Below are 15,047 nucleotides of genomic sequence, written 5' to 3' on the forward strand. Positions count from 1 at the left end.
TCAGTTTGGCGGAATTCACGCATTTTAATGAACAGGCTAGAGCAAAAATGGTTGATATTACAGATAAAAAGGAAAGCGCACGTAGAGCAGTTGCCCATTCCAGTGTGCGGATGAGCAAAAATGTTTATGAAAATATTACAAAGCATCAGAATAAGAAGGGAGACGTGCTTGCGGTTGCACAGGTTGCGGGGATTATGGGCGCGAAGCAAACGCCAGCAATCATCCCAATGTGCCATCCTATCCCTTTAGGCGGTGTCAATTTATCTTTTGAATGGAAGATTATTGATGATGAGCATTATGAATTATTAATCGCTGCTGAAGTAAAGACCCTTGGCCATACAGGGGTGGAGATGGAGGCACTTACCGCCGCATCGATTGCAGCATTAACTGTATATGATATGTGCAAGGCTGTCGACAAGGCTATGATTATTGGACCTACCTACTTGCAAGAAAAAAGCGGCGGCAAAAACGGAGATTATATTAGGGAAGATTAATATGATGAATGTTCTTACATGAGGGTTCGGGGTTGCTCGATGTGGCAGCCGAGCCACTCGAACTGGCCCGGACTTCGCTCCAGGACATAGCTCTCCTATAATATGTACAGTAAAAAGACACCTCTAATCCCACAACTGAAATTAAAGATGCCTTTGAGCGCAAAACCTATTATAGAGCTCCTTCTCTATTTCCCATTAATCATAGTTTTCTTAAAAAATTGCGGTAAATAATCCTTATGTGCATCCATCATTTCATCAACGATTTGTTTTGCAATCGTATCAGAAGGTGTGAGTGGATTAATTGTTAATGCAAGAATTGCTGTATTATAATCTCCTGTTACCGCGGCTTCAGCGGATACTCGCTCAAATGTTTTAATTTGCTGAATGAGTCCGCGAATAGGTACTGGCAATTCTCCAACTGTAATCGGTTTCGGTCCATCCTTTGTAATGACACAGCTTATTTCAACAGCTGATTCATCTGGAATGCCTTCGATTGCACCACGATTCATTGTATTTACTGGCTGGATATCACGTTTATCATTATAAATGGAAGTTATCAATCGTACAGCAGCATCAGAGTAATAGGCGCCTCCACGCTCCTCCAATTGAGGTGGTTTAATAGCTAAATCCGGATTCTTATATAATTCAAATAGTTCCTTTTCAAGCTTTTGCACAACTTCAGCACGAGTTCCTTCAGCTTCAGCACTTTCCAAGGCTGCATCAACCATTTTCTGTGATTTGTAATAGTAGCTATGGTATGGGCAAGGTAATAGATTTAATGCCTGTAAAAACTCCGGCTCCCATCCTTGACCTTCAATATTTTTTACAAAACTGCTATTATGTGGATCTGTTAATTTTTCAATGACTTCTTTTTTTACACTGACCCCATCAACGTAAACATCTAAACCATAAACCATGTGATTTAGACCGGCAAAGTCAATGCGTACACGAGAATGATCAACATCTAATAATTTCGCTATCCCCATTTCCATTCCAATAGGAACATTGCAAAGTCCTACTACTTTTTTGATGTTTGAATAGCGCAGTACAGCCTCTGTTATCATCCCCGCAGGATTAGTAAAATTAATTAGCCATGCATTTGGACATAATTCTTCCATTTCTCCGCAAATATCAAGGATAACTGGAATAGTACGCAACCCTTTGAATAATCCACCCGCCCCATTTGTTTCCTGGCCAAGGACACCATATTTTAGAGGAATTCTCTCATCCTTTGCCCGTGCATCAAGCAGACCCACTCGGAATTGGGTTGTGACAAAATCAGCATCTTTTAACGCTTCTCTCCGATCGAGTGTTAAATGGATCTTAATTGGCAATCCCGCTTTTGCAACCATTCGTTTTGCTAAACTTCCGACAATCTCCAGTTTTTCTTTTCCTTCTTCTATATCAACTAACCATAATTCGGACAAAGGAAATTCATCGTATCGTTTAATAAACCCTTCAATGAGTTCCGGTGTGTAGCTGGATCCTCCGCCAATCGTTGCCACTTTTATATTTCTACTCATAATTAGTCCTCCTAGCAAGTTTTATTGATTAACTTAAATCCGCTGACAAAATCGATAATTTATTTTTACACATGTAACGTCTTTTTTAACTCCCTGTATGATACAAGCTCAATACCACGATTCAAAATTTCATGTTGAATCCGCTTATCCGTCAATATTGATAATTCTCTAGCACGTTGTAAGTTGTAGGAACTCCCCGTGAGCACTGGCTCATCAATATAGGCAGGATGTGCCATAATTTCTGTCGTATCAAATTGGTTTAACTTATCTAGTATTTTTATTATTGAATCTATCGTTAGGTCATCACCATAAAAACTTTCTTCAAAATACTCAACGATATTAAAGTGGGATTTCTTTATGTTATTTCTTAAATTACGAATTGGCAGATTGTATTTATTCGCCAATTTTTCCACTATCGGAAACACCTTTTCTTGACTGTGTATATGATGGTGACTATCAAGGTGCGTTGGCGTTAAATCATATGAAAGAAACTTTTCTATCTGACTTGTAAACTCTTTTTCTATATCATTGCTCCCGGCAAAGCTTAACACTTTATCAGATTTGTAAAACTTTCCCTCTGCGTCAATAAGCGAGCCAACATTATCATTAATTGGAAATCCACAATCTAAGACAAGATGAACTCCTACTCCAAGTTCAGGATTTTCTTTAGCAAGTTTTGCAGCATCGTCTGCACCCGGCATATTGGTCATCATTGTCGCCGATGTTACGATGCCATTTTTGTATGTTTCGATAATCCCAAGATTTACACCCTTCGAATAGCCAAAATCATCTGCATTGATAATTAACTTCGTCATATACTCACCCTCCTTTTTCTTTTTTAACTAAAAAGCATTTATAAAAATATTATTTTCTTTCTAAATTAAGAACTTGCTTCCTTTGTTGCTGCTGCTTCCTCTTCTTCAACCCTATGCTGTGCTCTGTCCGTGGATTTTACAAATGGATAGTATATCAATACCGTGACAAGTAATGTAATTACCTGGATTACGGCACCACTTATCTTTCCTCCTGTAGCCAAATAACCACTAATAATTGGTGGCATTGTCCACGGCACAACAATACCGACAGGCTTTGCTACTAAACCTGTAGCCATAGCAACATATGTAATAATCGCAGTTGCCATTGGGGCTAAAACGAAAGGAATGAGCAATTTAAAGTTTAATACGATCGGTAGGCCGAATAAAGCCGGTTCATTAATATTAAAGAGTCCTGGACCCATTGTAATACGTCCCATCGCCTTATTACTTTTTGCTTTCGTGAATAGCCATAAACAGATAACCAAACCAATTGTGGCACCACCGCCACCCATCCAAACAAAATTCATCATAAATTCATTCGTAATAATATTTGGCAGTTGCTCACCTGCTTGAAACGCTATTCGATTCGCATCGGTATTCTGAAGCCAAATAGGTTGAATTACTGGATTAATTGTATTTCCGCCATGGATACCGACAAACCAGAAAATTGAGTTCAATGCAACAATTACTAATGTTCCCCACAAGCTGCTGCCTAAAGCTCCAAGTGGTTTTCCTAACGTGTTGGTCAGCAACGCATGAATGTTTTCAACTCCTGTTAAGGTTAATAACAAATAAATTAAGCCCCAGCTCAATATAACCATGAACCCCGGCAGTAAAGCTGCAAACGATTTTTCTACAGCAACCGGCACACCTTTTGGCATCTTTATTGTGAAATTCTTCTCAACAAAAAACCTGAATATTTCGGTTGATATCAGCCCTACTAGAATTGCGACGAACAAGCCACTGCTTCCAACAAACGTATATGCTATTCCCGATCCTGCCTCTGCTATTAAATCTGGTGTAACAATAATAAAGGAGGATAAAGAAATAACCCCTGCAGCGACTCCATCAACCTCATAATCTTCCGCTAAACTATGCGCAATTCCAAAAGCAGCCACTAAAGCCATCAGTCCAAAGGATCCATTTACAATCTTATTAAAGATCGAGTTTAGACCTATCGATTCAAGCCAATCTGTATAACCCCCAATTGGTAAATTACCAAGGATCAGGAAAACAGATCCAATGATAATAAGAGGCATGGTTAGTAATATCCCATCTCTTAAAGCCCTTAAATGCCGTTGATTACCAATTTGTCCAGCGATCATTTCAATTCTCTCTAACAACTAAATCACCCCATATCTCAGTTTTTTACTTTACCTTTAAAAACTATAAATAATAAAGTTGCCATGTTTTCTAGTGTTTTTGGTTATTTACTTTTATATAACTCAATAAATTCATTTGCCAAATCACAGAATGTCATTGCGTTCATTAAATGATCCTGTGCATGAACCATTAGTAATGTCACTTCCACATTCTCACCGGAAGCTTCTTTCGATAATAAATTTGTTTGTGCATTATGTGCATTTTCTAATTCATTATTTGCTGCCTCCATTTTCCGGTCAGCAGCTTCCATGTCACCTTGTTTTGCCGCCTGTATTCCTTCCATTCCATAACTCTTTGCATTACCACTATGCAGAATCAGACCCATAATGTCCTCGATATTTTTTGGTTCTACCACGGGATATCTTCCTTTCGCTATAAACTTTCTTGCTTTAATTGCAGTGCAGACTCCAATACTTTCGCACCATCCACTTTTCCATAATCCTGCATATCAATGACATCAAGTACAGTATCGGTGTTGGCTAATTTTTTTTCATACTTTGCTTTCATGAAACGCACTTGTGGTCCAAGTAATAAGATATCTACATTTTCTTTAGCAAGGTACTTATTTGCTGCAGTTGAAGACATTGCCTGTATTTCAACTTCAGTTCCTTTTTCCTTTGCCGCTTCCTCCATATTTGTCATCAATAAGCTGGTACTCATTCCAGCTGAACACACTAATAAGATCTTTGTTTTCTCCACCATATATATCTCTCCATTCATCTTGTTTTACAATACATGTTCATCATAAAATGAAAGCGCTTTATTTTATAGTCACGTTTTTTCCGTTAAGCAACGGAAATCCTTGTTTTGATAACATCATATTCCTTATTAACAATTCAAAGGATCGTAAAATAGCCATAAGCCGGTTACTTACTTCTATCGGCTTATGGCTCTATTGGTTCTGTTAGTAATTCAATTACCTCCGCTACGGAGTCACTTTTAACTAACTGTTGCACAGTTGAATTACTCTTTACGAGGGCGACTAATTGTTCGTACATAATTTTTAAATCTTCATCAGTATCCTTATCTATATTTAATAAACAAACAAATTGAACCATGTTTTGATTATTCCAAGGTATAGGTTCTTTTAAGGTACAGATAGTCCAAAATGTTTTATTTGTTTGCGGGATTATCGGGTGTGGAATTGCAATGAAATTACCATAGTAGGTAGAGGACAATTCTTCCCTTTTCAATACTAATTCAGCATAATCCTCAGAAACCAGCTTCTGCTTTCCCAATTCATCACATAAAAATTGAATGACAGATTCACGATCCTTTAATTTTTGATGAATAAAAACTCTTGCTGGATCTATAAGAGTAAATAACGTATCTTTAAAAGTGCTAAACTGATATTTTATTCTCTCAATATCATTATCCTCCAGCAAAAGGTTTGTTGTAATTACTGGAATATTTAAATCCATGCTGACTGAAACCGTGCTTATGACAAAATCAATACCATCTAATGAATAGCGTGATAGTTTATAATGGCTGATAGTGTCAATAATCTCCATTTTATCTTTAAATAATTTTTGTAATTGGTAATATAAAAGTTTGGCGCTTCCCATTCCTGTAGCGCAAACAATTAACACCTTCTTTTTTGATATATCTTCCATTCTTTCAAGCGCTGCACCAATATACGTGGCAATATAGGATATTTCATGCTCACCTATCTTCTTATTAAGGTAATCCTCGATACATTTACTTGCAATAATTGCCCCCTCAAATGCAAATGGATATTTTGTCTTTATCTCGTTCAATAGGGGATTATGAATATTCATGCCATACTTCAACCTATTCATCACTGGACCAAGATGGGTCGACAATCCTTGGATGAATTCCAAATCATAATGGAAATCCCAATCATATACTTCTTTTAACTTTTCAATAATTTTATCTACTATTATACTTATTGTTGCAGATGAAATGCCATCTAATGTATACAGAAGTTTCGTACCTAATAAATGAGCTAAAATGTATTCCGACTCTGATGCAGGGAATTTTAATCCTGTAATGTCCTCCACCTTTTGTATAATATTATCCGCTACGTTTTTTGCAATTATATCATTAGCGGTCATGGAAATATTAAGTGGCTCAACAAAATAACCTTCCTCTATTCGCTTACATGCAATTGTTATATGAGTAGTCAAATTCCCCAATGTAAAATCTGATAATGTAAAATCATAGTTATTTACAGTATCAATGATCGTCTCTTTTATTTTCCTAAATAAATTAGCATCCAGGAAGTGGAAAAAATCCTCCACCTTACTAAATCCATTATTGTTATCCAAAGCCGAATTAGACAGGCATAATCTTTTATTATACTCATCACCTTCTACTTTTTTCCCGTAGTGCGGACGGCTGACATATGATAGATTAAATTGTTTCAGCTTTTTATATACCAACTTCAAATCATTTTTCAACGTAGTGCTTGATACAAAAAGTTCTTCCTGAAGTTTTTCCATCTTAATAAAATTGCCAACAAGTAACAAGCGTTGTAATATGTACCTTACTCTATTATCCTGAGACTCAAAATGATCCGATAATAAATCGTCTTGTTTAAATAACAAAGGAGATTTCTCCTGAAAAAGTAATTCATTGATTACTTTCAGTTGATATCCTTTCCCTCTGATTGAATTAATTTCAATACCGAATGAATTGCATTCATTTTTCATTTTATTGATTTCATTACGGATGGTTCGGTCGCTAACACTTAGATCTCTAGAAATCCACTCAGCTGTGACCGGCTCACTAGATTTAATTAACCGAATGATAATTTCTTTTTGTCGATTTGTAAGCGTTATCACTTTATTCCTCCTACTAACACTTGATAAGCTTCGGACTGCTTCTTATGATCTATTATACGATAAATTTATTTAAAAAGCCTGGAATATTTATTATAATCAGATGACTGTATACTCATACAGCAATCCAGATTCCAGCAGATCAAAAGGTTCAAATAGTAAGAAACAAATTTTTATTAGTGCAGCGAGACATCATGCCTGTCCCTCTATTCTCCGACAAAATATGACAAAATTCGAGGAGTGACTAGGCACCTTAAACACCCGTTAAAATCATTATCCATATTTAACCTGATAAATATTTAAATAAAAGGTATCTTTTTTTCTATCAAGTGTTATAATAAGATTAACTTATTGATGTTCGTTTTAGCAAAACAAGATATATGTAATAACTTTCTAGTGATTATCTTCGTCTTGAATTATTAATCTTGAACCACAAAAAGTAATAAACGTGCTATAAAGCACATGGAGGAATTTTTTTATGAGTAAAGGTACAGTAAAATGGTTTAATGCAGACAAAGGTTTCGGTTTTATCGAAGTTGAAGGTGGAGAAGATGTATTCGTTCATTTCTCAGCAATTCAAGGCGAAGGTTTCAAATCATTAGATGAAGGACAAGTAGTTACTTTTGATATTGAAGAAGGTAACCGCGGACCACAAGCAGCAAACGTTGAAAAAGCGTAAATAAACATTATGAAAGCTCTTCTCATACGAGAGGAGCTTTTTTACTTTTAATTTGTTCCGTAAACACGGAATTTCCTCTGTTAGCATAATTGATTATTGATCACTACTAAAAATCATAAAATTTATTTTTTAGGAGTGCTAAATTGTAGGTAAGTGATCGAGCAATGGTAGTAGAAGCAATTATAAGGAAGTACTTAAGGAAGTAATGCAATTACAAAGTATGAATGCTATACTTACTGAATAATTGGATACAAAAGGGAGTTAAAGTAGCAGATGAAATATTATACATCGCACATGAAAAAACTCGTTATGAACAATGAAGAATTACAAAAAAAGTTAAAAGAGATAATGAAAGAACATGATCTTGAGAAAAGCTTTGCGCTTAAGGCTTTGTACCATGCTGAAGTTGCTTCAGGTGGGAAATATCAGGAGGCATACCGGGAACTTGACTTGCCCAATAAATAAGTAGGTCATATTATCTGTAAACTTTAGTAAAGAATTCTCAATTTTATTGAGAAAGAATTGTATTTTAGAGCCGTCCAATTACACTAAGATTAATTTTTATTATTTTTAGGTTAAAAAAGACCGAGTGTTACTAACACTCGGTCTAAACTATGGAGATTTTTGGGGACGAAGTGCCTGTCCCCATGGTCCATCACCCTACATTAACCAACCCAGCTGCAACTCCATTAATTGTCAACAACACATCGGTCACCAGGTCTTCTGGTGGGTTTTCTGTTTCCCTTAATTTCCGAATCAAATCTACTTGCAGGAAATTAAGTGGATCGACGTATGGATTGCGAAGCTGCACAGACTCTTGTATATTTGGGGAATGGCTGAGTAACGCCTCATTGCCGGAGATTTGCAGTACCGCCTCTTTTGTCCGCTCATATTCATCAACAATATCTCCAAATATCCGTTTTGCAACTTTAGTGTCCTCAACTAATTCTAAATACTCCTTGGCACTAGTCATATCACCTGTAAGCAAGGCCTTTTGTAAATTGTTGATCGTTACTTGGAAGAATGGCCATTCTTTATACATCGTTTGTAGGATTTCTAAATTACCATCTTCCTCCGCAATGAAGGATTGCAAGCCACTGCCTGCTGCATACCAAGCAGGGATCATATGTCTGGATTGTGTCCAGGCAAATACCCAAGGAATCGCGCGCAAATCTTCAAAACGTTGACTGTTTTTCCTGCTCATCGGCCGTGAGCCTATATTTAGTGCATCTAATTCTGTTAGTGGTGTTGCCTGATGGAAATATGTCAGAAAGTCAGGATCGTCAAACACTAGCGATTGATATTTTTTCAAGGCCTTTTCTGACATAGCTTCCATTGCCAATTCCCATTCTGGTTTTCGCAGTTCTACCTTGTCAGGGACACTTGCAACTCGAACACTGGCCTCAAATAACGCGGAGGCTGCCTGCTCCAAGTTTCGATAAGCGATATCTTCGAGTAAATATCTGGAAGAAAGCACTTCTCCCTGTTCTGTGATTTTAACGCCATCTCCTAAAGTCTCCACTGGTTGTGAGAGAATACTCGTATTCAATGAACCGCCTCCACGGCCTAATGATCCACCACGTCCATGGAAAAATTTCAAACGAATCTCGTATTGCCTCGCCATGCGATGGATTTCTTTCTGGGCTTTAAATAGCTCCCAGTTTGCACTTAACGTACCGCCGTCTTTGCTCCCATCCGAATAACCCAGCATGATTTCCTGATGTCCGTCACGTGCTTCGAGCTGTTTTCGATAGACATCTGTTTCAAATAATACTCTCATGATTTCTGGTCCAGCTTTCAAGTCATCGATTGTTTCCAGTAAAGGTGCCACATCAAGATCACTTTCCACTGTTCCATCTGGATATAGACGATAAATTCCCGCTTCTTTAGCAAGTAATAAAACTTCCAGAACGTCACTTGGAGCCTCCGCCATGCTGATTAAATAGACCTCAATCGCACCCTTGCCAAATCTCTCATGGGCACGTTTAATCATTCTAAAAACATCCAGCATCTCCTTAGTCGCTTTAGAATATCGATCATTGGAAAGCAGCAATGGTCTAGGATCGTTCAAGACTTGAATTAATACTGTTTGTTTTTCTGCTTCTGTAAGAGCGGAATAATCATCTGTAACATGAACAGCATTTAAAATTTCATGAATTGCCGCTTCATGTTCTCTGCTATGGTTTCGGATGTCCAATGTTGCTAAATGGAATCCAAACATCTCGACTTGACGGATCAATTTACGAATGGCTTTCAACCTTTTAGTCCTTGGTAAATGTGCCTCTGCACTCGTAAGGATCTCTTTAAGATCTTCCACTAACTCTTCTTTATGTTGATAACCATGGGGAGATTTCCCTGTTGCACGCAGGCGTTTTAGAATCACTTTAAATTTACGGCGGTATACCTCCGACTTGGCACGCCATCCCTCACCCTCTTGTAAATAAGTGTTCTCCTCAACTTCCACCTTATCGATAAATTGTTGATCAATGGATCGACGCTCACTCGATTGGCTAAACCGTTTGAACAGCTCAACAAGGGACGTTTCATATTTCTTCAAAATCAATGCCTGTTGCATTTCTAATGCCTTCCAAGTGATTTCTGGTGTTACATACGGGTTCCCATCCCTGTCCCCACCAATCCAGGAGCCGAAACGGATAAAATTCGGTACATTCCAATCCTTCTCAGAAATTTGTTCCTCTAACTGCATCTCCAATTCCGAAAATATATCTGGCAATGTATCAAATAATGTATGTTCAAAATAATAGAGGCCATTTTTCACTTCATCCAATACTTCTGGTTTCTTATGTCTTAATTCATCGGTATGCCATAAAGCCGTAACCTCATTAAATAAGCTATCTTTTAAAGCAGCTCTTTCCTTCTGAGTGATTAACGGGTTGTCCAATTTTCGTAAGTTTTCCGATATTCTTTTTTGTATTCCCAGAACGGTCCGCTTCGTTGCCTCTGTTGGATGGGCCGTCATGATTAATTCAATGGATAAATCATCCAGCACATTCTGAATCTCATCATCTGTAAGGGAATATTCGCTTACCTTACTAACTGCTTTCTCCAGAGAAAAGGATTGACTTGTTCCCTCCTCAAGTAAATACTGGCGCCTGCGTCTGATGCGGTGATTTTGCTCCGCAACATTAATTAGATGAAAATAGATAGAGAAAGCACGAATCACCTGCTGACGCATCGGCGGTTTTAAATTGCTGATTTCTTTTTTAAGTGCCACATATGTCTCTTTATCGAATTTTTTACGAATGCTTTTTGTCATTTCTCGAATTATTTCGACTTTATCAAATAGCTCTTTACCACCATGGAGGACCAAAATTTCGCCTAAGATGTTGCCAAGCATGTTGACGTCTTTCTGCAATAAGTTATTACTTTCGATAGTTTCTATCATTTAATCCCCTCCTTCGATCTGATTCTACTATTATAGCATTTATACTAATATTTAATAAAGTCTAAAAGTTTCCGGGACACGAGCGGGACGCAGGGACAGGCACCGAGACCACTGAAAAACGCACCTTTTTTTAAGACAAATTTTTAGATTTAAGCACAAGTTTTCTGAAATCTAACATTTCCATCTTTTAATTTCAAAAAAATGACAATAAAATTGAAATGAGACACCTTATTAGAGGATAGTATTGCTGCTATCCTCTTTATGTTAACCGCAAATGCGGTTAATTTGGCTTGTAATTCCATACTTTTTAGATCGTACCCCTTGGCACGATCTAGCCCATGAAAATTCTTCATCTCGCCATTCTTCCATTCCTGACAAGACCTTTTCTTGTATTTTTCTCTAAATTCATCTGACTTTTGTTCCTGACTGTATCCGTAAAATTCTGGGGTGTTGATCCCTATCTCTAAAATTCTACCTACTGTTTTACCCGAGATACATTGCTCCCTTAAAGGGCAATTTCTACAGGTTTCCTTTTCAAAATAATATCTATAGGTTTCCTTTCCACTCTTCCTCTTTTTGTAGACTTTTCTTTCGGTTTTATTTCCCTGTGTGCAAAACCATTCATCAGAATCTTTATTATAACTGTATAAATCTTCATCAATCTTGTATGCCATTTCACTTACTGGTATGTATGGCGTGGCTCCAACTTCTTTTATTTTATCTAGTATCGGTCTTCTAAAATAGGCTTTATCACCATATACTTCACCTATTGTGACGCCGCTTTTCTTGGTTAATTCCAGTAACTCATCAAACTTCTTTCCGTCTACATATGCCCCATCACTAACGTGTACGGCTGTGATAATTCGGTCTTCAGTTGTTATCATAAATTCCGTTTTGTACCCAAAGAAGTGAGAAGTTTTACTTTTATGTCCAACTCTAGCGTCCTGATCCACAATGGAACGAACCCCTTTTTGTTCCATAAATTTAGGGTTCTCTAATATTTCCCTTGCATTATCTATTACTTCCTTTGTTTTTGGGCTGCTTTCTATGTGAATTTTTTCCTCCACTTTAGCGATGGTGCCCTCAAGATAGGACTTCATCACTGCTTTAGCTTCTTTATGATCTTCTATTTCTTTATATTTAGGAATTTCCTGATTTATTTCTACCGGAACTTCCCCGTTTTCTTTCTCCATGGTCTTAAATAGCTTACTTGCTAGACGTTTCATGACTCGTTCTGCCGTACATTTAAATGTATTCGCCTCTGTGTGTGTGCTGTCAATACTTATTCCTGTCCCTTTAATGATGCCTTTCTCTACACATTGGTGGAGAAATTCCGCCATAATTTCATCCATGGTTAAATAAGCTTGCCCATCAACTTTCTTTCCTAATTTATCTTTACGAAATTTTGTTAATAGACTAGGATGAGGTAAATCATCCTCTGGATTAATACCCAAAAAATACATATAAGCCAGGTTTAATGAAGCCTCCTCTATCACTCGTACATCAGATAAATTATAGAGATGCTGTAAAAGTAACAGCTTAACCATGAGCTCAGGTTCTTTAGCTGGCCGACCATATCTATCAGAATATGTTTTTCTTAGCATTTCATTAATAAAACTAAAGTCTAGTTCATCTCTAAGTATCTTCAGCGTATGATTTTCAGGAATTTTATTATATAATATAGAGTAGATGCTTAATTGCATATCTTTGTCTTTGAGCATAAGAATAACCCCCAGTTGGTAATAGTTTCTCGACAATTCTATTATACCAAATTTCGGGGGTTTTTCTTTTTTAAACTTATATTTTTTGAATCTTCAATCGGACTTTTTCAGTGGTCTCGGACAGGCACCTCGACCCAAGTACCTCAGTCAATCAACTCGTTGAATAACACTTCTAGATATTCCTGTTATCCTTGATAGTTGTCGCAGTGACACACCTTCCATCGTTTTAACCCTTGCTAATATTGCATTTCTATTTTCTTTGTCCATTTGCTGGAGGGTACTTTTATCGGGAATTCCTAGTTGAAATAACATTTTCCTTACCTCGTCATCGGATTTTCTAACTTTGATTATATCCTCCAAGCAATGATCATCATTAGGTTGCAGCATATATTCGATATACAAATCAATCGCTTTATTCCTATCCGGCGAAAATAATTGAAGCCCAAAATCGATATCTATCATAGTATCTTGTTGGAAATATTCGTTAATACTCGTCCATTTACTTGCAAAAACGTTATTTGTAAGTCCTGCCTTTACTGGGTTTTGATGAATGTATCGAAGAACTTTTAAAAAATATGCTCCATTCTCCACATTTTCACTCTTATACCTATCCTGGAATAAATGTCCGGAGCGCTCGTATTTCATATTATACCAATATACATAGCTGGAACTAATTCTCTTGATGGCTTCCGAAAGGCTCTCCCCCGTTTCCTTTAATAATAAATGAACATGATTATCCATCAAACAATAACTGTAAATCGAGTAATTACTTATCGATTTATACTTTATTAATGTTTCCAAAAGCCTTCTCTTATCCTCATCATCCTCGAAGATTATTTGTCGATTAATTCCTCTTAGCATGATATGGTAAATCCCGCTCCGGCTCTTCTTCCTTGGTTCCCTTGGCATCTACGCATCACCTCGCGGCGGAATACTCTGTGTAATTACCAATCGCCCTTTTTGCGTAAGAATAGTTTGCACACGCCCCTGGGAACAGCCTCCCATATTGCTCCATTGGTTATGTTCTTCCTTCCACTCAAGTCGGAAATTGGCCTGGCTAGCCTTCTTGTTTTCATTTGTACTTGTACTCCAGAAACTTTTGCTTGTCCAACTGCGCATCCTGTTTTCTTGTTTTCCTGTGAACTCCATACATTCTAGCAATCCCTGAGTTGCAATCGCCACCAATGTCTCCCCCTATTTCAGTTACGTAGATAGGTATAAGTTAATCGAAGCCTAATGCCTTTGTCAAAATCCCAAAATCTAAAAATCGAATGGAATCCAGTGAGCAATTTTCAATTTTATTAAGATGAAAATTGCATTTTAAAGATGATCAATCAAACTAAAATCGATTTTTAATATATTTTTAGGTAAAAAAAAGACCAAGTGTCTCAAAAACACTCAGTCTAAGCCATGGAAATAGTTTGGGTCGAGGTGCCTGTCCCCGCGGTCACCTTTTTGATAATTTTGTTTCTTCTTTATTGATAATTCGTTTAAAGTTATCGATGTGATTTGCGATAAAAAACATCGTTAGCAATACTGCAATATAAACCGGTCCTCTACCATAATAGAAGATTGTATAAATGATGAAAGAAAGATAGGCTGAAAATGTGCCAAAAACGAAATAATTGGTGACAAAAGAGATACATAAAAAAATGATAAATGCCATAATTGCAAATTTCCAATTAAGAAATAGTAAAAAACCTAAGAAGGATGCTGTTCCTTTTCCCCCATTAAAATGAAGCGTTACTGGATAAATATGTCCAAGTAAAACAAACAAAGCATTGACATAAAGTAACAATACTTGTAAGTCAAAATGTATGTCCGCATAAACTAATAATGAAGCTGTAATAACTAAAGATATAATGGCTTTAAATACATCGATAAAAGCGACAAGTACGCCTGATTTCCAACCCAAAAGTATAAAAGTATTTGTGGCACCAGCATTTTTAGAACCACTACTTTTTATATTAAATTGTTTGTATTTACCAATAATTTGGGCACCGTTAATACAACCGAGCAAATAACCGATTAACATAATACTGATAAAAAACATGTTGCTCCTCCCTCTATTTTTGCGAAATAAGATGGTAGTGTTTCACCACTACAAATTTTATTCCGTTTCTCCTGACCCTTTTACATTCATTGTAAATCATATATTCTGTTCATCATTCTGCATAGACCGTCTATTATTTTATATCATTTAATTTGCCGTTAAACTCTATACG

At 36.9% G+C, this 15,047-nt stretch carries 14 protein-coding genes; 3 read left to right on the forward strand and 11 right to left on the reverse strand.

From position 1 onward, the window contains the following. Window positions 1-5 precede the first annotated feature (5 nt). Window positions 6-494, forward strand: coding sequence for a cyclic pyranopterin monophosphate synthase MoaC (gene moaC / locus CWR48_RS02705; RefSeq protein WP_115771507.1), 489 nt, complete (start codon window positions 6-8; stop codon window positions 492-494). A gap of 185 nt (window positions 495-679) precedes the next feature. Here the strand turns inward: moaC and CWR48_RS02710 are convergent, their stop codons facing one another. From CWR48_RS02710 to CWR48_RS02735, 6 genes are all read right to left on the reverse strand, one after another. Further along, window positions 680-2,017 (reverse strand): 6-phospho-beta-glucosidase, encoded by a 1,338-nt coding sequence (locus tag CWR48_RS02710; protein ID WP_115771508.1) that lies wholly within the window; start codon window positions 2,015-2,017, stop codon window positions 680-682. A 65-nt stretch (window positions 2,018-2,082) separates the two neighbouring features. Then, the gene (chbG, locus tag CWR48_RS02715) at window positions 2,083-2,832 is read right to left on the reverse strand and encodes a chitin disaccharide deacetylase (protein ID WP_115771509.1); all 750 of its coding nucleotides are present in this window, start codon (window positions 2,830-2,832) and stop codon (window positions 2,083-2,085) included. A 65-nt stretch (window positions 2,833-2,897) separates the two neighbouring features. Next, window positions 2,898-4,175 carry a PTS cellobiose transporter subunit IIC gene (gene celB, locus CWR48_RS02720; protein ID WP_115771510.1) on the reverse strand — a complete coding sequence of 426 codons (1,278 nt, stop codon included), beginning with the start codon at window positions 4,173-4,175 and terminating at the stop codon, window positions 2,898-2,900. Between the two features lie 83 nt (window positions 4,176-4,258). After that, entirely contained in the window at window positions 4,259-4,540 is a 282-nt protein-coding gene (locus CWR48_RS02725; protein ID WP_115771662.1) for a PTS sugar transporter subunit IIA, read from the reverse strand. 47 nt (window positions 4,541-4,587) lie between these two features. Beyond that, complete coding sequence (locus CWR48_RS02730) at window positions 4,588-4,917, reverse strand: PTS sugar transporter subunit IIB (protein ID WP_115771511.1); 330 nt, start codon at window positions 4,915-4,917, stop codon at window positions 4,588-4,590. 182 nt (window positions 4,918-5,099) lie between these two features. Next, on the reverse strand, window positions 5,100-7,019 hold the full coding sequence (locus CWR48_RS02735) for a BglG family transcription antiterminator (RefSeq protein ID WP_115771512.1): 1,920 nt from the start codon (window positions 7,017-7,019) through the stop codon (window positions 5,100-5,102). Window positions 7,020-7,494: 475 nt separating this feature from the next. Here CWR48_RS02735 and CWR48_RS02740 point away from each other — a divergent pair, with 475 nt between their 5' ends. Next, a complete protein-coding gene (locus tag CWR48_RS02740) occupies window positions 7,495-7,695 on the forward strand; it encodes a cold-shock protein (RefSeq protein ID WP_115771513.1) in 201 nt (66 codons plus the stop codon). 273 nt (window positions 7,696-7,968) lie between these two features. After that, the gene (locus tag CWR48_RS02745; protein WP_115771514.1) at window positions 7,969-8,160 is read left to right on the forward strand and encodes a hypothetical protein; all 192 of its coding nucleotides are present in this window, start codon (window positions 7,969-7,971) and stop codon (window positions 8,158-8,160) included. Window positions 8,161-8,350: 190 nt separating this feature from the next. Here CWR48_RS02745 and ppc read toward each other — a convergent pair whose 3' ends face one another. From ppc to CWR48_RS02770, 5 genes are all read right to left on the reverse strand, one after another. Beyond that, window positions 8,351-11,101, reverse strand: coding sequence for a phosphoenolpyruvate carboxylase (gene ppc, locus CWR48_RS02750; RefSeq protein ID WP_115771515.1), 2,751 nt, complete (start codon window positions 11,099-11,101; stop codon window positions 8,351-8,353). 149 nt (window positions 11,102-11,250) lie between these two features. Continuing rightward, window positions 11,251-12,822, reverse strand: coding sequence for an IS1182 family transposase (locus CWR48_RS02755; protein WP_115771516.1), 1,572 nt, complete (start codon window positions 12,820-12,822; stop codon window positions 11,251-11,253). 147 nt (window positions 12,823-12,969) lie between these two features. Next, window positions 12,970-13,731: a transposase gene (locus CWR48_RS02760; RefSeq protein ID WP_115771517.1), complete on the reverse strand. Its 762-nt coding sequence runs from the start codon at window positions 13,729-13,731 to the stop codon at window positions 12,970-12,972. Further along, window positions 13,732-14,004, reverse strand: coding sequence for a hypothetical protein (locus tag CWR48_RS02765; protein WP_115771518.1), 273 nt, complete (start codon window positions 14,002-14,004; stop codon window positions 13,732-13,734). Window positions 14,005-14,269: 265 nt separating this feature from the next. Further along, complete coding sequence (locus tag CWR48_RS02770; protein ID WP_115771519.1) at window positions 14,270-14,875, reverse strand: glycerol-3-phosphate acyltransferase; 606 nt, start codon at window positions 14,873-14,875, stop codon at window positions 14,270-14,272. Between the last annotated feature and the right edge of the window lie 172 nt (window positions 14,876-15,047).

It is taken from the genome of Oceanobacillus arenosus (genome assembly GCF_003369575.1).
Lineage (GTDB): Bacteria > Bacillota > Bacilli > Bacillales > Amphibacillaceae > Oceanobacillus > Oceanobacillus arenosus.